The organism is Streptococcus rupicaprae, from assembly GCF_040545225.1.
Lineage (GTDB): Bacteria > Bacillota > Bacilli > Lactobacillales > Streptococcaceae > Streptococcus > Streptococcus rupicaprae.
In genome coordinates this window covers 140442-161845 of the sequence record NZ_JBEPLO010000001.1, presented here as the reverse complement: position 1 = coordinate 161845, position 21404 = coordinate 140442, and the positions used below count along the sequence as shown (strand labels likewise).

General features: G+C 45.8%; 14 protein-coding genes. 6 read left to right on the top strand and 8 right to left on the bottom strand.

The genetic code is table 11. The annotated features are described in order from the left end of the window. Positions 1-271: 271 nt before the first annotated feature. Together ABID29_RS00735 and ABID29_RS00730 are read right to left on the bottom strand one after the other, a co-directional pair. On the bottom strand, positions 272-1945 hold the full coding sequence (locus ABID29_RS00735) for a carboxylesterase family protein (RefSeq protein WP_354363718.1): 1674 nt from the start codon (positions 1943-1945) through the stop codon (positions 272-274). A gap of 123 nt (positions 1946-2068) precedes the next feature. Next, positions 2069-4000, bottom strand: a complete 1932-nt coding sequence (locus ABID29_RS00730) for a beta-glucoside-specific PTS transporter subunit IIABC (RefSeq protein ID WP_354363716.1) — start codon at positions 3998-4000, stop codon at positions 2069-2071. Between the two features lie 1101 nt (positions 4001-5101). Here ABID29_RS00730 and gdhA point away from each other — a divergent pair. Beyond that, the gene (gene gdhA / locus ABID29_RS00725; protein ID WP_354363715.1) at positions 5102-6448 is read left to right on the top strand and encodes an NADP-specific glutamate dehydrogenase; all 1347 of its coding nucleotides are present in this window, start codon (positions 5102-5104) and stop codon (positions 6446-6448) included. 385 nt (positions 6449-6833) lie between these two features. Here gdhA and ABID29_RS00720 read toward each other — a convergent pair whose 3' ends face one another. From ABID29_RS00720 to trxA, 3 genes are all read right to left on the bottom strand, one after another. Further along, entirely contained in the window at positions 6834-10163 is a 3330-nt protein-coding gene (locus ABID29_RS00720; protein ID WP_354363713.1) for an LPXTG cell wall anchor domain-containing protein, read from the bottom strand. A 291-nt stretch (positions 10164-10454) separates the two neighbouring features. Further along, positions 10455-11294, bottom strand: a complete 840-nt coding sequence (locus tag ABID29_RS00715) for a mechanosensitive ion channel family protein (RefSeq protein ID WP_354363712.1) — start codon at positions 11292-11294, stop codon at positions 10455-10457. A gap of 155 nt (positions 11295-11449) precedes the next feature. Further along, complete coding sequence (trxA, locus tag ABID29_RS00710) at positions 11450-11764, bottom strand: thioredoxin (RefSeq protein WP_354363711.1); 315 nt, start codon at positions 11762-11764, stop codon at positions 11450-11452. Between the two features lie 577 nt (positions 11765-12341). Between trxA and ABID29_RS00705 the strand changes: the two genes are divergently transcribed. Together ABID29_RS00705 and ABID29_RS00700 are read left to right on the top strand one after the other, a co-directional pair. Continuing rightward, the gene (locus tag ABID29_RS00705; RefSeq protein WP_354363709.1) at positions 12342-12482 is read left to right on the top strand and encodes a hypothetical protein; all 141 of its coding nucleotides are present in this window, start codon (positions 12342-12344) and stop codon (positions 12480-12482) included. A gap of 331 nt (positions 12483-12813) precedes the next feature. Continuing rightward, complete coding sequence (locus tag ABID29_RS00700; protein WP_354363707.1) at positions 12814-13635, top strand: DUF6287 domain-containing protein; 822 nt, start codon at positions 12814-12816, stop codon at positions 13633-13635. A 270-nt stretch (positions 13636-13905) separates the two neighbouring features. Here ABID29_RS00700 and ABID29_RS00695 read toward each other — a convergent pair whose 3' ends face one another. From ABID29_RS00695 to ABID29_RS00685, 3 genes are all read right to left on the bottom strand, one after another. Continuing rightward, complete coding sequence (locus ABID29_RS00695; protein ID WP_354363706.1) at positions 13906-16239, bottom strand: endonuclease MutS2; 2334 nt, start codon at positions 16237-16239, stop codon at positions 13906-13908. A gap of 100 nt (positions 16240-16339) precedes the next feature. Further along, the gene (locus ABID29_RS00690) at positions 16340-16888 is read right to left on the bottom strand and encodes a CvpA family protein (protein ID WP_354363705.1); all 549 of its coding nucleotides are present in this window, start codon (positions 16886-16888) and stop codon (positions 16340-16342) included. After that, complete coding sequence (locus ABID29_RS00685) at positions 16889-17197, bottom strand: hypothetical protein (protein ID WP_354363704.1); 309 nt, start codon at positions 17195-17197, stop codon at positions 16889-16891. Positions 17198-17286: 89 nt separating this feature from the next. Here ABID29_RS00685 and rnhC point away from each other — a divergent pair, with 89 nt between their 5' ends. From rnhC to recD2, 3 genes are all read left to right on the top strand, one after another. Further along, entirely contained in the window at positions 17287-18189 is a 903-nt protein-coding gene (rnhC, locus tag ABID29_RS00680; RefSeq protein ID WP_354363702.1) for a ribonuclease HIII, read from the top strand. Between the two features lie 3 nt (positions 18190-18192). Then, complete coding sequence (gene lepB, locus ABID29_RS00675) at positions 18193-18816, top strand: signal peptidase I (protein WP_354363701.1); 624 nt, start codon at positions 18193-18195, stop codon at positions 18814-18816. 90 nt (positions 18817-18906) lie between these two features. Then, positions 18907-21339 carry an SF1B family DNA helicase RecD2 gene (recD2, locus tag ABID29_RS00670; RefSeq protein ID WP_354363700.1) on the top strand — a complete coding sequence of 811 codons (2433 nt, stop codon included), beginning with the start codon at positions 18907-18909 and terminating at the stop codon, positions 21337-21339. The last annotated feature ends 65 nt before the right edge of the window (positions 21340-21404 follow it).

Here is a 21404-nt window from a genome sequence, read left to right as displayed (position 1 = left end):
TCATATTTATTAGTCATACGCTTATGAAGTGTATGATTTTTGTTATACTAAACCAAATCCCAAAATAGATGATATGACAGAAACATGATAAGTCAATTCACGGATTCACCTTAAAGAGTTAAAGTACTTTTAAAACTGGGAAAAACTCCATTAACTGCAAAAAAGCGGGAACCTTCTTTTCTTATCTTAAGGCTCCCGCTTTCATCTGAATCAATTCATTAAGGAAGCGAGAGAAACGAAGCTTAGAATTCTTTTCTCACTCCCTTACTATCTAATACTTAAAGTTAGCTTCATCCAAAACTTGACTAAACCAACGGCCATTAAGCACTTGTTCGTTGAGAACTTTCTTCTGTTCTGAACTCAGACTACTATCCGCCTCCATTCGCGCTAAAATGTCCTCTGCTGTCTCGGAATCGCTGGACATGGCAATGATGGCTTTTTCTTTATCTGCATCAAGCTTAAGCACCTCTTGGCCATCCTTAGTCCAGGCCTTCCAATCCTGACCAGGATTAGCAGTGGCAATAAACGCCTTAAGGTAGCCTTTAAAGGCTTTGGCCAAGGCCGCTTGTCCATCATTGTAAAAGTCTTCTCCAATCAGGCCAGCATAATTAGACGGTGTCTGCAAGAGGGGCTCAAAAACGCCGTGGTAGGCTGACAAACCATTTGCCAAGGTCGGTGTCACTTCCGCATTAGCACCATATTGAATTTCCCCAATGTAAATCGGTGACTTATAGCGGTCTGCCAGTAGCCGCGCACTCTCTACGCCATTGGCCAAACGGTAGAAGTCTCCCCCATAATTTCTCGCATAGAGGAATTCTGCCAGCTTCTCTTCATTTTGAGCCAACTGACCTCCAGTAAAATCTGCCATGAAGTATTTATCAAAAGCCGTAAAGAGGGAAAATTCGCTCGTCCCTGTCACCAATAAGAGGGGAACATCATTGAGCTGAGCAACCTCAAAACCTTCTTTGGGAAGGACTACGCCATCCTTGTACAAATGTGGGAAAACAGACATCCGAATGCCGGCATTGCCCATCAATGGAGCCAAGCGATCTCCGTCTAACTGATGAAGGTAGTCAGCGACAGACCTGTCATCCGATAAGAGCCAAGAAATAGCCTCTTCTTCAGAACCTTTAACCTGATCTTCCACCACCAGTGGGGCAAAAGCCTTGGCAAAAATCGCTTGACTTTCTGCTTCATCCGCCAGGGTCATCCCTCCACTAAAGGAAATCGCCTTATCATATTTATCTTTAAAAAGAGGGGAAATCAAGGTCGCCATCACATCGCGTCCGCCTGCTGAAAAGCCGACCAGCGTCACATTGTTGGCATCTCCACCAAAGGTGGCAATATTTTCCTTAACCCAGTCAAGACCAGCTGCCAAGTCCAACAAGGTATAATTTCCTGAATTTTCCTCGTCTGTTCCTGTTTTTAGAGCAGGTAGGGGATTGAAACCAAGGGCCCCTAGACGGTAATTGAGCGAGACATAAACCGCATTCACATCATTAACAAAGGTGTTGCCTTTGATTTCCTGAGCTAGCCCTGTCTGGTTATTTCCACCGTGGACAAAGACAATCACAGGCAGATCCGTTGCATCTGTATCTGGACGGACAATGTCAAGGTTTAAAGCGTCTTCGACACCCTTGATTTCGCCATTGGATAATTGCAGAGCTGGTTCCCCTGGATTGGTCGCATCAAGGGGATCTTTCCAAGTTTCAACAGGCTTTGGTGCTGTCCATCGCTCACTGACCCTTGCGTAGGGAACACCCAACCATTCAAGTACCTGATTGTCCTCATCTTTTTGTCCCTTAATCGGACCACTGACAATTGTTTGCGTCAAGTCTTGGTTAAAAGCTCTTGTCTCCGCTGTCTCCTTGGACTTGCCACAAGCCATTAAAACCAAACTCGCCAGTCCCAATAAGGTCAATAAGGACCATAATCTTTGTTTCATCACTACCTCCTTGCAATCGATTACATTTTATTGATTAAAAAGGGAGGTTCCGTCAGAAAACCAACCTCCCAATTCATCATACCTCATCAATCAAGCATTAAGCATCTTGATCATTAAGACAAATTATTTCAAAACTTCGAGCAAGTCATCTCCAGCCACTACAGCACCTGATTTAGTCGCTGTCACACTAGCAAAATCTGCTGTGTTAGTCACAATAATCGGTGTGGTTACAGGGAAACCTGCCGCCTTAATAGCTTCAATGTCAAATGATACCAATTTTTGACCAAGACTGACACGATCCCCTTGTTGCACATGAGCCGTAAAGCCTTTACCTTCTAACTCAACCGTATCCATCCCAATATGGATAAGGAGTTCTGCACCATTGTCCAGTTGGAGACCAATCGCATGATTGGTTGGGAATAGAAGGCTAACTGTCGCATTAGCTGGTGCAACTACTTGACCAATACTTGGCTCAATAGCAATACCTTGACCCATAGCACCCGATGAAAAGACGGGGTCTTTCACATCTGCTAGTGCTACCACATCACCAGTCAATGGACTTGCCAAGATTGGTGATTCTGTAATTGTTGAAGACGCCTCCACAGCTGCTACTGGAGCAACTGCTTCGGCACTAGGCTTTTTTACAGGAGCCTCCGCAGGAGCACCACCGAAAAGTGTTGGAACTGGAGCTCCCATTTGGATAGCAAATGAAGCGATAATCGCACCAATTGCGCACAATACAGCTACCCAAAGTCCTGACATATCACCATTTGGATTAATCAAAGCTGGGAAGAGGAAAATCCCCATACCACCTGAAGCATAGCTTGTAACATTAAATGCCATCATAATAGCACCAACTACTGCTGAAACAGCACATGAGATGTAGAATGGAATCTTCATTGGAAGCGTTACACCATAGATAGCTGGCTCGGTAACACCAAAGATAGATGAAATGAAGGCTGGCATAGCAATAGATTTAACTTTTTGCTCTTTTGTTTTAAGCATAATCGCTGCAAGAACACCTGTTTGTGTAAAGTTTGGAAGCAATGCTGCAGTCAATACTGTAGAGTAGCCATAAGTAGCAACTGACATGATTGCAAGTGGCACAAGAGCCCAGTGAAGACCAAACATTACGAGAACTTGCCATGTTGCACCAACAAGTGCACCGTAAACAATTGGGCTAAAGTTTTGAACAGCAGAGAAACCTGATTGCAAAGCATCTGACAATGCATTAGCAATTGGACCTACTAAAAGGAAGGTTAATGGAACAGTAACAATGATTGTTACAAAAGGAACCACAAAGAGTTTGATTACATCTGGTGTTACTTTACGCATGAATTTCTCAATATGAGAAGCAACCCAAATCGCCAAGAGAATTGGCATTACAGTTGAAAGGTATGAACCAGAGGTCGGTAAAGCAAATGGAATAACTCCAAAGACCTTATCAAGACCAGCTTCTTTCAAAGCTGTAACTGTTGCTGGGAGGGTTGGATATACCAAGCCAGCAGCAATCGCAAGAGCAGTAAATTCGCTCATTTTAAATTTGCGTGCTGCAGGAACTGCCAGGATAATTGGCAAGAACTGCATGAAACCATCACCCGCAGCATTTAAAATAACATACAGAGCACTGTTTGTGGCATTCAAGCCCATTGCACCCATAACAGCAACTACACCTTTGATGATACCAGATGCAGCAAGGGCTCCGAGGATAGGTTGGAAAACACCTGAAATCAAAGCTACAAAGCGATCAAAGAGATTCCCTTTTGGTACATCCCCCTCATCAATATCTAAACTACCACCACCTGATAGTCCAGCCACTTTAACAACCTCTGCATAGACATCAGGCACATGATTCCCAATAACAACTTGGTACTGACCACCGGCTTTAACGACAGTCACCACACCATCACGCGCTTTAAGATAGTCCGTATCAGCCTTTGACTCGTCCTTCAAATAAAAACGCAAGCGTGTGACACAGTGCTTGAGGTCAGTGATATTTTCCTTACCACCAACGTGTGCAACAATATCTTGTGCTAATTCAGTATACTTACCCATACTGTTAGCTCCTCCTTAAAAAATAATTCCAGATTTAGTCTATGCAATAGAAAAAACCTAAATAAATATCAAACAATACACCTTCTGAGAATGCTCAAAAAGTGGGTATTATTTCACATTTACTTAGGTTTTGCCTGCATGACCAGTAACAATCCATGCATTTATTTTACCACATCTTTTAAAAAATGCAAGCGCTTTTTAAAACTTTTTTTCTTACACATCTCATTCTTGGTCCTCTTGCCCAGGAGTTAACCCCTAAAACACAAGAAGCCAGACAAAGCGTCTGGCTCCTCCTTCTTATTCAATTGTTATAAAGCCGTCAACATAAAAGTTCGTTCGTGTGATTGATAGACCTCACGGGGAGGTGTCCCTCTCTTAAACATTCTTTCACGGTAGCTTATCTACAACTCTTAGTTCAAACTGCTATTCTTTACAGATAATAGACAAACGTAGTAGCTACCCTAAGGGCTATTCATAATCTTATTGATAATCGTACTACCTCCGTCGTAGTCCCTATCGACTACTGCTTTTGGTAAGAGAAATATCTAGATATCAACGTTTATTTACTTAGTATTAGTTATGATGTATAACAGATGAATGACAACATTGATAAAACAATAGTCTTAACTGTCGCCGTTCTTGTACCGACTCATATTCATCTTAAGCATAGAAATACCTCCAATAAATACGTCTGCGTGAAGTTTGACTAGTTGGTCCGGCAACCGTCGTCACCAAACACTCTACTAAGCCCAACTCCAAAAGTTATAAGATTTGCCTAGGCCAGATAGGGTTATCGTGTACTTGAACAACCTTATCTTTTTTACAATTCTATTATAACGCAAACGTTTACAATTTGCAAGCGTTTTTATAATTTTTTTAAAAAAATTTTTTTGCCTCCTCTTTAAACACCAAAACAACTCTATTTTAGTAATTTTCAGAAAATTATGTCTCTTCCTTGACAAGGTGTGTGCTTTATGGTATAGTGTAACACATAGTTTATCACAGCTATTTTCTGAAAAAAGTGTGCAAACGAAAAATCGCACACTTCTTATTTTAAGGATTCTAGTCCCGTGATTAGATTAAAAGAAAAGGAGTTCCAAAATGACCACTGCAAAACAATACATTGACCAAGCCTTTGAGAGTGTTAAAGCTCGCAATCCTCACGAGACAGAATTCCTCCAGGCTGTTGAAGAGCTCTTCAACACACTTGAACCTGTGATTGAAAAACACCCTGAATATATAGAAGAAAATATTCTTGAGCGAATCGTTGAGCCGGAACGTATCATCAGCTTCCGTGTCCCTTGGCTGGACAAAGACGGCAAGGTTCAAGTCAACCGCGGCTACCGTGTACAGTTCAATTCAGCTGTCGGCCCTTACAAGGGAGGATTGCGCTTCCACCCGACAGTTAACCAGTCTATCCTTAAGTTCCTAGGATTTGAGCAAATCTATAAAAACGTCTTGACTGGCCTACCTATCGGTGGTGGCAAGGGTGGTTCTGACTTCGATCCTAAAGGCAAGACTGATCGCGAAGTCATGAACTTTGTTCAGAGCTTTATGACTGAGTTGCAAAAACATATCGGGCCTTCTCTGGACGTACCAGCTGGTGACATCGGTGTCGGCGGTCGTGAGATTGGTTACATGTTTGGCCAGTACAAACGCCTCAATCAATTCGATGCTGGTGTTTTGACTGGTAAACCAATCGGTTTCGGAGGGTCTCTCATCCGTCCAGAAGCGACTGGCTACGGGCTCGTTTACTTCACTAATGAAATGCTCAAGGCCAACGGCAAGTCCTTTAACGGCCAAACAGTTGTCATCTCAGGTTCTGGTAACGTTGCTCAGTTTGCTGTCCAAAAAGCAACTGAACTTGGAGCCAAGGTTATCGCCGTCTCTGATTCAAACGGTTATATCATCGATGAAACTGGCATTGACTTTGATCTTTTGGTCGATATCAAGGAGAAACGCCGAGCCCGCTTGACTGAGTATGCTGCTGAAAAAGAGACTGCTCAATACTTTGAAGGCTCTGTCTGGGACTACGAGGGACACGTGGACATCGCTCTACCATGTGCTACTCAAAATGAAATCAACGCCCAAGCGGCTGAACGCTTGGTGAAAAACGGAGTCTATGCGGTTGCTGAAGGGGCAAACATGCCTTCTGACCTAGGCGCCATCAAGGTTTACCATGAAAACGGCATCCTATACGGTCCTGCCAAGGCTGCTAACGCTGGTGGTGTAGCTGTTTCTGCCCTAGAAATGAGCCAAAATAGCCTTCGTCTGTCATGGACTTCTGAAGAAGTTGACCAACGTTTGAAAGATATCATGACTAATATCTTTGAGACAGCTAAAACCACTGCTGAGACCTACGGCCTTGGAATCGACTATTTGGCTGGAGCCAATATTGCTGCCTTTGAAAAAGTGGCTGACACAATGATTGCTCAAGGATTAGTTTAAAACAAAAGAAAAAGGATGTTAGACAGGTGCTAACATCCTTTTTCTTGCTATTCCACAGCCAGCTGTTCCTCGGAGGTCTGCCTTGCACTGCTAGATTCTGGGGTAGAAACTTCTCTTCTCCAGAGCCTCTTGGTCCATAGACAGACAAAAAAGGAATTCTTCATTTGGCTCACAATAGATCAAAAGATATCAAGCAAGAGGTTGAAGGCCAGTAGGCAAGAAAAGCTCTCCTCACACATCCTCAGAAGGCTGACATAAACTTCAAGCCTACAGTCGGATAGTCAACGGACTTCCCATTGCCTAGATGCTGAATAATCAACCCCTCTTTCCCACAGACCAGGCTTTGCCTGTGAGGAAAGAGGGGGCTTTGATTTTCTAGACAGAATCAATCCTTCTGACGGTTTTTCTTGAAATGAAGACCTGCCAAAATTGCACTTATCATAGCTCCTATCAAGGTCAGGAAGCGACTAGAAGCGTTTCCAGTTTTAGGCAGAGCATTTTCCTTATGAGGACTTTCTCCGAGACTGGCCAGTTTCAGGTCATCAGCCTCTTGCGTCAAGTAGGTCACTGGGACAGAGGCTTTTTGATGGCTTCCTGCATTGACAACTTGAACGACTTCAGGCTCTTTGGCAGGGGGGCTCTTCGGAAACTCAATAATGCCACGATTAGGCTCGTAGGCCAGTAAGTTCGCTACTTCTCCACGAAAAATGGCATTGCTGACCCAGCGATAGAAGTAAATACTGTTTAGCTTGTTAACCGGGTCGCCCGCAAAGATAAAGATAGGCTGGTCGCCATAAACCCCATCAATGGCCAAAAGCTTATCAGCAACTTTTTCATGACCTGGCCACCAACCAGCCACAAAATAATCACCATCCGCCACCTTCAAAAGTTGCTTGAAGTTTTCTGGCAGGGTATTTATCCAGCTTCCAGAATTGCTATAGAAGTAATCGTTTGGCAAGTAGCCACTTGTCAAGACATGGGTCGAATCCAACAAGGCTTTCAGTAGCCCTTCATGAGATCTACCGGTTCGTTCTGCATCGAACCCAGGAATCAAGCCAAGTTCTTCAAGACGATGCATGGCATCACCACCGATGATGATGGTCGGTTTCTTGCCGAGGTCATCTGCACTAAACTGATTGCTATCTAAAACAACAACATCTGCATCCTCCAGATTCTCGACCATTTTAAAGCCCATCTGTTTGGAGGCTTGATAAACTTCGCTCTTAGATGGGATACTCAAGCCGATATTGGGATTGCCCGGAGCGTAGACTTTCATAGGCTTGAGGCTTTCTCCCACTGGCTTTTTGTTGTAAATCGGTGTTCCATATAGAGCGTAAGTATCCAAGGCGTTTGAAAAATCTTTGGTCGACATGATGTAGCCATCATCGGTCAGGTAGACACGACCACCATTTTGCAAGACTGCATTGACTGCCTGGATAGCGCTGAGGGAGTTGTTATGAACGACATAATAGCTGGCCTTTGGATCCACAACTGTTCTCGGAGCTTCCTTGTGGGAAACAGGACCCAAAATATGCTTGAAGTAATCTGCTTCAAAGATTGGAATAGCTTCGAAACCTCTCATGACAGGTCTGTTCATGACCACTTCAGCGTACATATCAGACCAGGCGGACTCATCACTTCCTTTGTAGAGGACGTGATTGGCATAACCACGCTTGGCTTGTGCCATGTCGATGATCAAATCGCCTGCCTTGAACTCACCTCTGTCAACCAATAACTCTCCCACTTCAATCCCATTGCGACGGAAATAGGAAATCATATCAAAAGCTTCTTGACTATCACGGTTCTTAGCCAGTCCCATGGGAATCACATAGTAATCAGGGAAGAATGTTTCACGACCTTCCTTAGGACGACCCACCACAGACCCATCTGGAGCCACCAGTTGATCATTGGCTTTTGGATCTTCGATTTTATTGATACCACGTGCATAGTAGTTGAGGCGATTAGCCATCAGCTGGTCCTTTTGATCAAGAACATAGCGGATGCCTCCAAGAACTGCATAATACCCCGCCTTAAAGGACTCCTCATTCATCTCAGGAATTTCTAAGGTATGTCCCAAAACCGCATGATGCATTGAATAAACAGCCGTGTAACCTGAGAAGGCATCATCCCAACCTTCTCCCCAGTCTATTTTAGGAATAATATACCCCTTGTCCGGATTGGTTTCCTTATACTTGGAGTTAGCTACCCCTGCCCGTCCCATGTGGTGTGCATGCTCCAGCATGCTATCGGATAACAAATCATACTCAAAGTTTGGATCATGTGGTGGTGTGGCAGGCTCAATCAGAAATTCTTTCACAAAGCCATGAATATCATAGAGAGCCAGTGGATTCCACTTGGTAATTTGGGCAACAGCCGCTTTAGCTTCTGGGCTGGTCTGGAAACCAGCATCTCGGTTAATATCAAGTCCATTTGGAAGACCTCTGAAGTTGTGAACAGCTCCGTCAGGGTTCTCAGTAAAGTTAAAGAGGAAAAAGGCCTGTTTCAATAAGTCCTTGACAGGAAGTGTGATACTTTGGGACTGCCCTTGACCATCTGTCGTTACAAAGCGGAATTCATCTTGTTGGGTAAAGTTTTGGAAGAGTTTAGAAACCACATCAATGCCTGGTTGCTCATCCGCATGGGTATTGTGAATCATAATCGGAACCTTATAGGTTAGGTTGCCAGATTGAAGTTGCTTCAAAAGTGCTTCCGGATTTTTCAGCATCACAGGACTGATTCTTTCGAGGTAATCGGTCAAATCCTGGGCCTTCTCGGCTACTATTCCCATCCGAATCGGTCTGCCTTCAGCGCTAGTCCCAATCGTTTCAATCGTTGCATAACGATCCGGCGCGTGATTCTGAGCCGCACCATCTGTTGCTGCGACCATTTCCTCATAGGTTTCATAACTCGGATAAGGCTTCAAATGCAAGAGCTTGCTCGCAATCAAATCGCCTGCTGCATTGCGCCCCTCAAGGGTATAGCTCCCGATAAAATCTCGATAGGTTCGGCGGATATTGGTGGTGCTTCTCAGGCTCAGATCCTCGCCAAACAAAGCTTCTAAATCGATATTAGCCTTGTAAACAGAGCCGTCAGAGCTCTCTTCAGCTACTGTGACCAATTCTGGTCCGATGTAGGGATTCGCCAAATAACTGGGGTCATTACGCCTTGGATCACCATTTGCTAAATGGCTACGATGAACGTAGGTATTCTTTGGTAGAGCAGGAATCGACCAATTGAGACTGGTTTCAGAAGTATCCAAGGTGATTTCCAAACGCGCCTTCTCAGACATATAGACTTCCTGCTCATCTAGCACGATAGGAGCCTCAGCACTAGGCGTAGATGCATTGCGCAAGGCCGTTGCCGCTACTGGTTGTGGCGCAGACTGGTCTGTTGCAACTGGCTGCTCACCGCTTGTTTCAACTGCCGTTTCTGGAATGGATGGTTGTGAATGTTCAACAGTCCCGCTAGTTGGCTCTGCCCCAGCTGTTGCCGACGTGGACGCTGATGGGGCTAGCAAAGCCTCTGTGTCAGCTACTGGTTCTTCTTGAGGTGCAGGGACAAGTTCTCCCCCACTTCCGTCAACTACACTGACGGTAGCATTGGGGTCTAAATCATCCGCATGAACAACCGGATTAATCACTCCTTCGGCCATCAAGGCCAGTAAAAATGAAGCTGATAAGCCAACTATTTTCTTAGAAAACTTACCTTTTTCCATAAAAACCTCCGTTTTATTGTTTTCTTACACCTCTATTATATCCATGCAAGAAAACGGTTTCTGTTAGATATTTCACGGTTCTCAACAAATTTGTCATTTGTTTAAAAGGTATTATACACATAATTATAAAACTTTTCAAGTTGTTTTTGAATTTTTATTCCTTGAAATCACCAAACCCATAGAAGGCTCGTTGATAAATAAACAAATAATAGATAACGCCACCTCTAAAAACGATTAAGTAGACGAAAGAATATACAAAAAACAACCTCGCTAGAGATTGTCTTGAATTTTTTACATCATATTGGAGGGCGCGAAGCGAATGCCTGCCTCACTGAGAGCCTCCTGATACTTACGGTAGAGGAGTTGATAGGCCTCTGTCTGTTTGCCATTCTCCACAAAACAATGGACCCGAATGACAAATTGGCCATTGCTCAGAGTCTGAGGACCGATGATGGTCGGTGGTTGGGTAATGATCTGAGTCTTGGGGGTCAGGTCCGTATTGACCTTTTCAAGTACCTTGTAAACCTTGTCTAGATTTGCCCCGAGAGGCAGAGGAAGGTCCAGTTGGACCCGCATGTCCCCACGGGACTGATTGCTGACGACGAGAATATTGCGATTGGGAATAAAGTGCAGGGTCCCGTCCGAATCCCTGACCTGGGTCGTCCGCACGCCAACACTGTAAATCTTGCCTGAGAGCTTGATCGGCCCATTGGTCAGAACAACTGAGTCTCCCACATCAAATTGATGCTCCAAAAGGATGAAAAAGCCGTTAACCAAATCCGACAGAAATCCCTGGGCCCCTAGACCGATGGCCACCCCAGCGATTCCCGCCCCCGCTAGCAGGCTAGAAACTGGCAAACCGATCAGACTCAAGACCCAATAAGCCATGAAAAAGTAGAGAATATAACTCAGACTATTTTCAATCAGGCGGGTCAGGGTGCGTTGTCGGTTAAGGTCATTGTTGGTCAATTTTAAGGACGGCTTGATGATCCTCTGGACCACTGCATGAAGAATTTTTTTCAAAATATAGAAGGCCAAAAACAGTAAGAGTAAGGAAATCAGCTTGCTCAGACCTTCATTGACGATTTCTTCCAGATTAAAACGAGACAGATACTTTTCTAAAAATGCCAATCGGAGACTCCTTTTCATGAGAAGATATTTGCCATCTATTATACCAAAAATCCCTCAATTTGAGCTAAGCTAACCTCTTTCTTGAACACTCAAAAAGGCCGGAACTACCGACCTTTTCTTAATCGGTCAATCACCGACCTGTCTTAGATCTCTGATTAACCAATTTCTGCAATAATGGCCTTGATTTGGTCCTTGGTATGAACACCGGCCACTTGTTTTACGACCTGGCCATCCTTCTTAAAGAGAAGGGTTGGGATGCTCATGATGCCAAATTCACGGGCTGTTTCAGGGTTCTCATCCACGTCCATCTTAAGAATCTTGAGGTCTGACTCATCGATTTCTTGGGATAATTGTTCCAAGATTGGCGCTTGCATGCGGCAAGGCCCACACCAGGTTGCCCAAAAATCAATTAAAACCAATCCTTCAGCGGTTTCTTGCGCAAAGGTTGCGTCTGTTACTGCTTGTACCATAGGTTTATCTCCTTTAGCTTTAGTCTATTGCCATTCTACACTAAATTAGCCCATTTGTCTCAATTCTGCTACGGGATTAGGCAAAAAGGAGATAGGGCTTAGATTTCGGAGCGATCAGCCTCTACATAGGCCTTCATCTCTTGCCAGAGGTCCTGTTCCTCTGTAGCCTCTAAATTCCTTAATCCCCGCTCCACCAGGCTCTCATCACGCTGGCAAAGTCCTAAGTAGCTATAAGCTTCTGATAGAAAGTCATAACGCTTACGGGCTCTTGCTTCGTTTACTAAAAGCTTGCCAAATCGCTGACACTGTTAAGGTTCCTTCCAATATTTATTTTATCACCAGCTGATTAACAGAACCAAAGAAAATCACGCCCTCATCGTGTCAAACGATTAAGCGTTTTCTTGGATATTTGACTTTTTGAACCAACAGAAGTATACTGAACTTATAGGGAGCGTCAACATCCCCTACCGCACGGTGTAAGCTCTTTAACTTATATTCTACGGGCTCATTTGGTCTTGGGAAAATTCCTCTGTCTCAGCTCTTGTCGCACACCTTCTCAAAGGAAAGGAGATTGCCTATGACACTTGGAAACTTGGTCGATTTGGCCTACTTGCTCCAACTACTCATTTTCATTGGTTTGGTTGCCTTGGTCATATTCTTTGTCCGATCCATCAAGAAAATCATTGCCCTGCTGGAAGAAATCGCAAGCAAGCTCTAGCTGACTCGTTTTCCAAGGCAGACACATCCACAGGTAGGCTGGGTCAGGGAGTCCAGCCTCTTTTTGCTTGTTTAGCGGCTGTCTTTGGTTTTCAAAAAGAATGAATTATTGTCCGCATCCCTCTAGTCTCATTTCTAACGTCAGGAGCAGTGTAAGCTGAGATTTTTTACCATGAAAAACAAAGACCTGCCAGTCCCTAATTTAACGTCTCTCACTGTTGCAAAGCTTACTTTTTTGTTGCGGTTATGCCTGAAAAAGTCTATAATGGGAATATATTCGTTAAGCCTTGGAAGAGATGTTCTTTCACTGAAACTAACCAGAAGGAAATCCTATGTTTAAAATGTTTCACAAAACAGTCACTTTATTCAGTGCCCTTTTGCTATTGAGCGCTTGTGGCTCAAAGGCTGCTGAGCCAGTGACCAGTACCAAGTCTAGCGCTGAGAAGGTAGCTGAAAAACAGCAACCATCAACTACGACAACAAGCAGTTCTGAAGGATCAAAAACTTCGGCCAGTAGCTCAACCACAAAATCTCAGACAGCGATTACAAAGCCTTCAACAACTGATACGTCTGCAAGCAACTCTAATCTAGATCCCCAGGCCATCAGTCAAGGAGACTTTACTAGCCTTGCAGGGACTTGGAAAAACGATTTGGGAGAGACCCTGGTCTTTTCTCCTGACGCTTTGTTGACAGAAAACACAACACTTACCTACCAGTCCCTCAAAGATAATGTCCTCTACTTCAGCATTAATCCTACCAATGCTCCAACAGGCGGCGCAGCCCTTACCATGATCCCAGCAGGCGTTAAGAGTCCTGGTGGCCTAACCTTCCAACAGGATGTGATCACCTCCGGCCAGAGTCTCGTCGCAGAAAACCATCCCTTCTACCGTGTTTCTAGCGCTCAGGAGCCCTTACCCTTCTTCCCAGAAGAGGATAAAGGAAGCGTTGAAGTTACTAGTGGCTATTTAAACCTTATCGAAGACACACCCGTCTATGCCAAGCCTGACAAATCAATGGGGCCAGTCATGACTTATCCGAAGGGCGAAAGTGTCTTCTGGGACAAGTATTTCAGCGAGAATGGTGAATTCTGGTACAGTTATGTGACCTATGAGGGAGTTCGCTACTACATCTCCTACACAGATGTCAGCCATTAAGGGGCGCCATCTCAACTTTAAAACTGGCATATTGTAAAAAAGCAAGTGAGGTAGCCATTTGGATTACTTCACTTGCTTTTTGAATGGGGTCAGGTGAACACTGATACTCAGAGAAAATCAAACTAACCTAGGATAAGGAAGCTGATGACAGAACTGGAGTTCATGAAACGAGTTGACAAGAGTTGTCTTTGTTTTCAAAGAGTATGAGCTATCTGCTTTGACTGCCATCAATGCCAGCAGAGCTTGCTGCATTTGAACACCCTCAAACCTCTATTTGAAAATTGCAATAGTGCAGCCAGAACCTCCAGCATTTTGGGGTGCATACCCAAAACTTTTCACCTGTTTGTTGGCGCGCAGGTACTTGGTTACCGCCTCTCGGATAACACCCGTACCTATACCGTGGACAATGTCGACTTGGGCTAGGTTGTTGAGGAGGGCTTGATCGATAAATTCATCCAGCTCCTGCATGGCTTCCTCATAACGCTTGCCTCGCAGGTCTAAGCGGGCTGAAGGCCCCTTAACATTGCTCCGCTTAACCACGCTGATTGGCTTGGCTTTCGGTTGAGAATCGGCTTCTTTTTTAACAAGATCGAACTCCTCCTTTTTGAGGGTCATCTTGATCAGGCCAACTTGTGCTTCAAAGCGGCCATCCTTCAATTCCTTGGTCAAGGTTCCCCTTTGGCCATAGGCTAGAACAACGATATCGTCACCGACCTTGGCCGCACGACTCTTCTTAGCCTTTTTCAGGACCTTGTTTTGGGCCAGACGCACTTCTTCTGGGACCAGTTTTTTGAGTTGGGCCTTGGCTTCAATGATTTGATGAGGCTTGAGTTGGGCTTGGTCATGGAGGTTTTTGAGGATTTGCTCACTCTCTGCCAGGGCTAATTCTACTAGTTCTTGCGCTTCGGCTCTGGCCTTGTCTAGTTCACTGTCCTTTTCTCGGCTGAACTCTTGGTAAAGCTTTTTCAGGGCACGATTGAACTTCAAGTTCTCCTGCTCCACCTCTCGGATGCGTTCCAAACGCCTGTGGCTCTCCGTGGTTTGGTGTTCCAGTTTTTCAATGATGGCATTGACATCACTGTCACCGATGGTCTGAGCCTGCGCTTCCTTGACGATGATTTCAGACAGTCCCAGACGTCTTGCAATTTCAAAGGCATTGGATCGGCCGGGAACACCTTGTAAGAAACGATAGGTCGGGCTCAAGGTTTCTGTATCAAAGGCCATGCTGGCATTTTCAGCGTGAGTCGCATTGATGCCATAGGCCTTTAGTTCAGGATAGTGGGTCGTTGCCATGGTCTTGATCATGCGCAAGCGTAAATCCTCTAAGATAGCCATCGCCAGTGCCGCTCCCTCTTGAGGATCCGTCCCGGCTCCCAATTCATCAAAAAGGACCAGATCTTCTTCTGTCACTTGCTCAAGAATACGGACAATATTGGTCATGTGGCTGGAGAAGGTCGACAGGCTCTGCTCGATAGATTGTTCGTCTCCAATGTCCGCAAAAATTTGCCGAAAGATCCCGACACGACTGCCAGAATCGGCCAGAATTGGCAAACCCGATTGGGCCATCAGCTGAGCTAGCCCTAAGGTTTTTAACATGATAGTCTTCCCACCCGTGTTGGGACCTGTGATCAAGATGGCTGTTAAGTCTTTTCCAAAATGCAAATCATTGGGAACAGGGTTTTCCAAAAGCGGATGGCGGACATTTAAGAGCTGGATCGCACGCTCCTTTGATAGCTCAGGGACTGTGGCCTGATAGGTTCTAGCAAACAAATGCTTGGCACGTACCAAGTCCAAATGGCCAATCAACCAGGCATTGTTCTTAAAGGCCTGATGATGGGGACGAACCAGGTTCGACAGCTCAGTCAAAATCCGATAAATCTCATGGCGCTCATCTGCCCTGGTATTGGTAATCGCTTCGTTCAAAGCCACAACGGCCCTCGGCTCGATGTAAACCGTTGTCCCAGAAGCTGAAATGTCATGGACGACCCCTGGAATTCGGTTGCGGTAGGTGTTCTTGACCGGAAGAACGTTACGACCGTTACGGTTGACAATAATGGCCTCAACCAGCATGTCCCCTTGCTTTTTGAGAATGTCCTGAAGGACTTGCCGGGCCTGGTTTTCACTTTCTTGGATACTGCGGCGAATCTTGCTCAACTCAGGGCTGGCAAAAGATTCAACAAAGCCCCCATCATTGATAGCTTGTAGACTCCCTTGTAAGTGGTGAAAGACTTCAATGTTTTCAAATAAGCGTTTCAGCTGGTCCAGTTCAACATTTTCCAAGTTTTCGTAGGTATCCTTGAGCGATTTGCTGACCTCCAGGACTCGCTTCAGGGCCAGAAATTCATCGATGTTGAGCTGGCCTTCGACAGCTAGACGACCCACGACATTGGCAATATCTGTCGTTTCTCCAATCGCAAAATGAGGCGACGCGATAAACAGCTCTGCCATCTCCTCCATTTCTGCAAAAAGAACCCTTAAACGGCTTTCTTCAGCCACAGGATAGAGCCCATCCAGTTCTAGATTACCTTGAGCAGTCGCTAAAAAGGGACGGAACCGTTCCTTAACCTTGTCAAATTCTAAGGTCTCTAAAATTTTTTGATTCATTTTTCATCCTTACAATTAAAAAAGGAAGTAGAACAAGAGAGGTTAGGACATTCCTTCTTCTCTTTTCTTGCTCCCTAATAAGTGATAGCACATGAGTAACTTAACCACCAATCACCTTGGTCACCCAAAGATTTCTGAGGAATTGGGACACAATCGGCGTGTGGAGCATGACTTTCGCTACCCAACTTCCTGCAATGCGATCTTGAACCATGCCTATGGGAATGGTCGTCAGTATCGTCAAGACCATCTCCAGACTTATCCATGTCACAAGAAGGGATAAAATACCAGCAGCTAGTCTAGAGTAGCCGATGTCCAAAGTATCCAAATCCGTCAAATGAAAGAAAAGTCCCAACAAACGCACCAGACAGTAGGTCACCAGATAGACAATTAAGAAGGCTAGACCCGCATAAAAGACCTGGTCTAAATCAAAGATCTTGCTTTGGTCAAAGAAGATCGTCTTTGCGCCTTCTGCAGGGCTAGCATAGGGCACCCACAAATAGAGCCAGTCCGCCAAGCTCCGATAGTAGAGACTAGCTACAAAGAGTGAAATCAAGCTTCCCAAAAAGTAAAAGCCTTGTAGAGCCAGACCTCTGCGATAGCCAATATAAAACTGCCAGGCTAGGATCAGTAAGAGGACAAGTGTCACCATCTATTTCACCTCCGTCTCATTAGCACTGTCGGGGGTTTGAATTTGTTCCAACATTTTCCGACGCAGACGGGCCAGCTCTTCTTCTTGCTTGTCAAACTCCAACTCACGCGCCAACTGGACCGACAGGGTATTGATCGCTAGTAAAATGGCCAATGTCTCCGTGTCGGCTGTCGGCATCTCGTCTTGCAGGGCCTGGTACTTTTCCTTGGCCACGCGTTCAATCTCTTCCATGAAAAGATTGTCATGCTCGGTTGTCAGCGTTAATTGTTTATCTGAAAATGTAAATTTGTATCGATTTAAATCTGCCATAAGTTACCTCACCCCTCATTATACCTTATTTTTAAGCATTTGACTATTTCGCAAGGGCTTTTTCTCAAAATTATGATAGAATAGAAAGCATGAATCCTATTGTACTGCAATTGACAAGTGAACAGATTAAGCAGCTGGTCCAGACCTATCAAGGATTTGCGGTTCCCCACAAGGACCCCTATAAAACCCATTTTTTCAAGGTTCATTCGACCAGTATCAGCGTCTATACGACTGGTAAAGTCCTCTTTCAGGGCAAGGAAGCTGCAGCCTTAGCCAGCAGCTGGCAAACAGCCCCGTCACCAAAACAGGCCAAGCCAACGGCTCAAATCAATCAAAGTCTGACCACCGTCGGTTCTGACGAAGTGGGCAATGGGTCTTATTTCGGAGGAATCGCTGTAGTAGCAAGCTTTGTCAGACCTGATCAACACCAACGCCTTAAAACCTTGGGCGTCGGGGATTCAAAAACCCTGACTGACCAAAAAATCCTCCAACTGGCACCAATTTTAGAAAAAGAGATTGACCATCAGGCCCTGCTACTGTCCCCACAGAAGTACAACGAAGTCGTCCCAGCCAGGTATAACGCTGTCTCTGTCAAGGTCGCCCTTCACAATCAGGCCATTTTCCTTCTGCTCAAGAAGATTGAAAAGCCGCAGCAGATCATCATTGATGCCTTTACCAGTGATGCCAACTACCACAAGTACCTCAAAAAAGAAGCCAACCACTTCAGTCAGCCCGTCTCCTTGATTGAGAAAGCCGAAGGACAATGCCTGGCAGTCGCCGTCTCATCGATTATTGCTCGGAGTCTCTTTCTGAATCAATTGAAAGATTTGGGAGAGGCGGTCGGCTACCAGCTGCCTAGCGGCGCTGGCACTGCTTCTGACAAGGTCGCCAGTCAACTCCTTGCAGCCTACGGCCGAGCTGGGCTGGCACAGACCGCTAAACTACATTTTAAAAACACAGAAAAAGCAGAAAACCTGCTCAGGAGACCCTAACCTATGTCACGCAGAAAAAAACGCCATTTCAATCCTGTAAATTTCCTTAAAGAGTGGGGAGGCTTTATCCTCTTTATGACCCTCTTTGTTATCTCACGTTATACCCTCTGGAATCCTGTGACCGTTGATGGCCATTCCATGGATCCAACGCTGACCAATCAAGATAAATTAATCGTCCTACTCCACACGAAAATCGAGCGCTTTGATATTGTGGTGGCTAATTCAGTCGACGACAAGGGAGAGCTGACCCAGATTGTTAAACGAGTGATCGGCATGCCAGGCGATGTTGTTTCCTTTAAAGATGATCAGTTAACCATTAACGGCCAAGTGGTTGACGAACCTTATTTAGAAGAGTATCTGGCCGCCTTCCAAAAGGATAAACTGCAAGCCACTTACAGCTACAACTCCTATTTCCAAGAGCTAGCCCAGAAATCACCTAGCTTCACTACAGACAGTAACTTTGTCTCAGAGTTCACCGTGACCGTTCCAGAAGACCAGTACTTCTTAGTCGGTGACGATCGTATCGTATCCAAGGATAGCCGCCATGTCGGCACCTACTCTGAAGAGAGCCTGGTCGGTGAGGTCAAGTTGAGGTTCTGGCCTATTCCTCAGTTTAAACTTTTCTAAGATAGGATAAACTCAGCTGGTTAACCCGCTGGGTTTTCTCATAAGAAAAGCCTCTAAATCCATTTTTTCCTATTTCATAGAAAGGATCTCATGACCTATTTTTTCTCAGGCTCCATTGAGCGAGTCATTTTTGAAAATCCCAGCAATTTCTATAAAATTATCCTGCTAGCCATCGAAGAAACGGACTGTCCAGACTTTGATGACCTTGACATTATCGTTACTGGAACGGTGGCTGAGGTCATTGAGGGAGAGGACTATACGTTTTTTGGTGAATTGGTCACCCACCCCCGCTACGGCCAGCAGTTGGCAATCTCTCACTACGAACGCGCCAAGCCTAGCACCAAGAGCTTGGTCAAATATTTCTCAAGCGACCATTTCAAGGGAATTGGCCGCAAAACAGCTGAACGCATTGTCGAAACCTACGGCTCGGACGAGACCATTGACCAGATTTTGGCGGCACCTGAAAAGCTCGAAACCATCCAAGGCCTTTCCAAAAAGGCTCGGGAGAATTTCCTAGAAAAGTTGAGAGCCAATTACGGGACTGAAATGATCCTTGCCAAGCTGGCTGAGTACGGGATCCCTAATAAATTAGCCTTCCAAATCCAGGATACCTATAAGGAGACCACCTTGCAGGTCATTGAGGAAAATCCCTACCAGCTGGTCAGCGATATCCACGGTCTCGGCTTCAAGCTGGCTGATCGCATTGCTGAAAGCCTCGATATTGCCAGCGATGCTCCTGAACGTTTCCGAGCAGGCCTGCTTCACAGCCTCTTACAGCGATCTATGGAGACCGGAGACACCTATGTGGAGGCTAGAGACCTCCTAGAAGCCTGCCTGATGCTCTTAGAAGAGGCCCGCCCTGTTGAACTGTCGCCAGAAGCCGTTGCCGCAGAGCTTGGGCACCTAATCGAGACGGGAAGTGTCCAGCAGATTGACACCAAGATTTTTAACAACAGCCTTTATTTTTCTGAAGAAGGGATTCAAAAGCACCTCAACCGCTTGTTGAATCAAGTCCCTCAAGAGACCTTCACACCCGAAGCGATCCGGGCAGAATTAGTAGAATTAGAGAAACAATTCGGCATCCAGTACGATCCCTTACAGGTGTCTGCCATCACCGAAGCCATCAACCAGCCTGTCTTTGTCCTGACAGGCGGCCCTGGCACGGGGAAAACAACCATCATCAATGGCCTAATCGCAGTTTACGCCCGCCTTCACGGCATCAATTTGACACGGTCTACAGGAGACTTGCCTATTATGCTGGCAGCCCCGACAGGTCGGGCAGCACGGCGGATGAATGAGCTGACAGGCCTTCCTGCTGCTACCATTCACAGACACTTGGGCCTGACGGGGGATTCTGCGGACGAGGTCAGCTACCTCAGTGACTATCTAGACGCAGAGCTCCTGATTGTCGATGAGTTTTCCATGGTAGACACCTGGTTGGCCAATCAACTACTGACCCATGTTTCACCTAATACGCAGCTTATTCTCGTAGGCGACAGCGACCAGCTGCCGTCCGTCAATCCTGGCCAGGTCCTTGCTGACCTACTCAAGGTCAAGACAATCCCCCATATTGCCCTGAAGACCATCTACCGTCAAACCCAGGATTCGACAATCGTCTCCTTGGCCAATGACATTCGCCAGGGTCAATTGCCCCCCGATTTTCGTGATAAAAAGGCTGACCGCTCTTATTTCGAGGTCCTGCCTGAGCAAATCCCTCAGATGGTCAGTCGCATCGTCAGCGCAGCCATAAAAAGCGGCATCCCGTCCAGGGATATTCAAATCCTAGCTCCTATGTACAAGGGAGCAGCAGGCATTGATCAGCTCAACCTCCTCATGCAAGAGCAACTCAATCCCTTAGCCAATGAGCAGCTGTCCTTTGCCTTTAACGACCTCAGCTTCCGCCAGGGGGACAAGGTCATCCATCTGGTTAACGATGCCGAGGCCAATATTTTCAATGGCGATTTGGGTTATATTACCAACCTTTTACCTGCCAAATACAGTGACAGCAAGCAGGATGAAATCAGCATCAGCTTTGACGGCAATGAAATAACCTACCCACGAAACGAATGGTACAAAATCACTCTGGCCTACGCCATGTCTATCCATAAGTCCCAGGGAAGTGAGTTCCCCGTGGTTATCCTGCCCCTAGTCAACGCTAATCGGCGCATGCTCCAGCGCAACCTCCTCTACACTGCGATCACGCGTAGCAAGAGTAAATTGATCCTGCTCGGCCACTACAGCGCCTTTGAGCACGCTACCCAGACCAGGGGAACTGCCCGCAAAACCTATCTAATTGAGCGCTTTGGACCAATCGAGTCCCTTGAAGAGCAGAGTCAACGAGAGAGCACGTCTGTCTCTGTCCCTGAAGACCAACCAGCAAGCACAAGGCCAGATCAAGCTGAAGCACCTGCCCAAGCTCTGACCGATCCCACGGAATACCGCCTGACGCCAGACAACTATCTCACGATTGACCCCATGATTGGGCTTGACGAGGAACTGATTGCTCAATTCTTTAAAAGCTGAACTATCTTCTATCAAATCTTAGTCCACATCACCAGCCAGCGCCTATGCTGCTCTCTTTCACTTTT

Excerpts from the sequence above, each read along its gene's own strand:
- ABID29_RS00735 (WP_354363718.1), bottom strand. The coding sequence starts at position 1,945 with ATGAAACAAAGATTATGGTCCTTATTGACCTTATTGGGACTGGCGAGT.
- ABID29_RS00730 (WP_354363716.1), bottom strand. The coding sequence starts at position 4,000 with ATGGGTAAGTATACTGAATTAGCACAAGATATTGTTGCACACGTTGGT.
- gdhA (WP_354363715.1), top strand. The coding sequence starts at position 5,102 with ATGACCACTGCAAAACAATACATTGACCAAGCCTTTGAGAGTGTTAAA.
- ABID29_RS00720 (WP_354363713.1), bottom strand. The coding sequence starts at position 10,163 with ATGGAAAAAGGTAAGTTTTCTAAGAAAATAGTTGGCTTATCAGCTTCA.
- trxA (WP_354363711.1), bottom strand. The coding sequence starts at position 11,764 with ATGGTACAAGCAGTAACAGACGCAACCTTTGCGCAAGAAACCGCTGAA.
- ABID29_RS00705 (WP_354363709.1), top strand. The coding sequence starts at position 12,342 with ATGACACTTGGAAACTTGGTCGATTTGGCCTACTTGCTCCAACTACTC.
- ABID29_RS00700 (WP_354363707.1), top strand. The coding sequence starts at position 12,814 with ATGTTTAAAATGTTTCACAAAACAGTCACTTTATTCAGTGCCCTTTTG.
- ABID29_RS00695 (WP_354363706.1), bottom strand. The coding sequence starts at position 16,239 with ATGAATCAAAAAATTTTAGAGACCTTAGAATTTGACAAGGTTAAGGAA.
- ABID29_RS00690 (WP_354363705.1), bottom strand. The coding sequence starts at position 16,888 with ATGGTGACACTTGTCCTCTTACTGATCCTAGCCTGGCAGTTTTATATT.
- ABID29_RS00685 (WP_354363704.1), bottom strand. The coding sequence starts at position 17,197 with ATGGCAGATTTAAATCGATACAAATTTACATTTTCAGATAAACAATTA.
- rnhC (WP_354363702.1), top strand. The coding sequence starts at position 17,287 with ATGAATCCTATTGTACTGCAATTGACAAGTGAACAGATTAAGCAGCTG.
- lepB (WP_354363701.1), top strand. The coding sequence starts at position 18,193 with ATGTCACGCAGAAAAAAACGCCATTTCAATCCTGTAAATTTCCTTAAA.
- recD2 (WP_354363700.1), top strand. The coding sequence starts at position 18,907 with ATGACCTATTTTTTCTCAGGCTCCATTGAGCGAGTCATTTTTGAAAAT.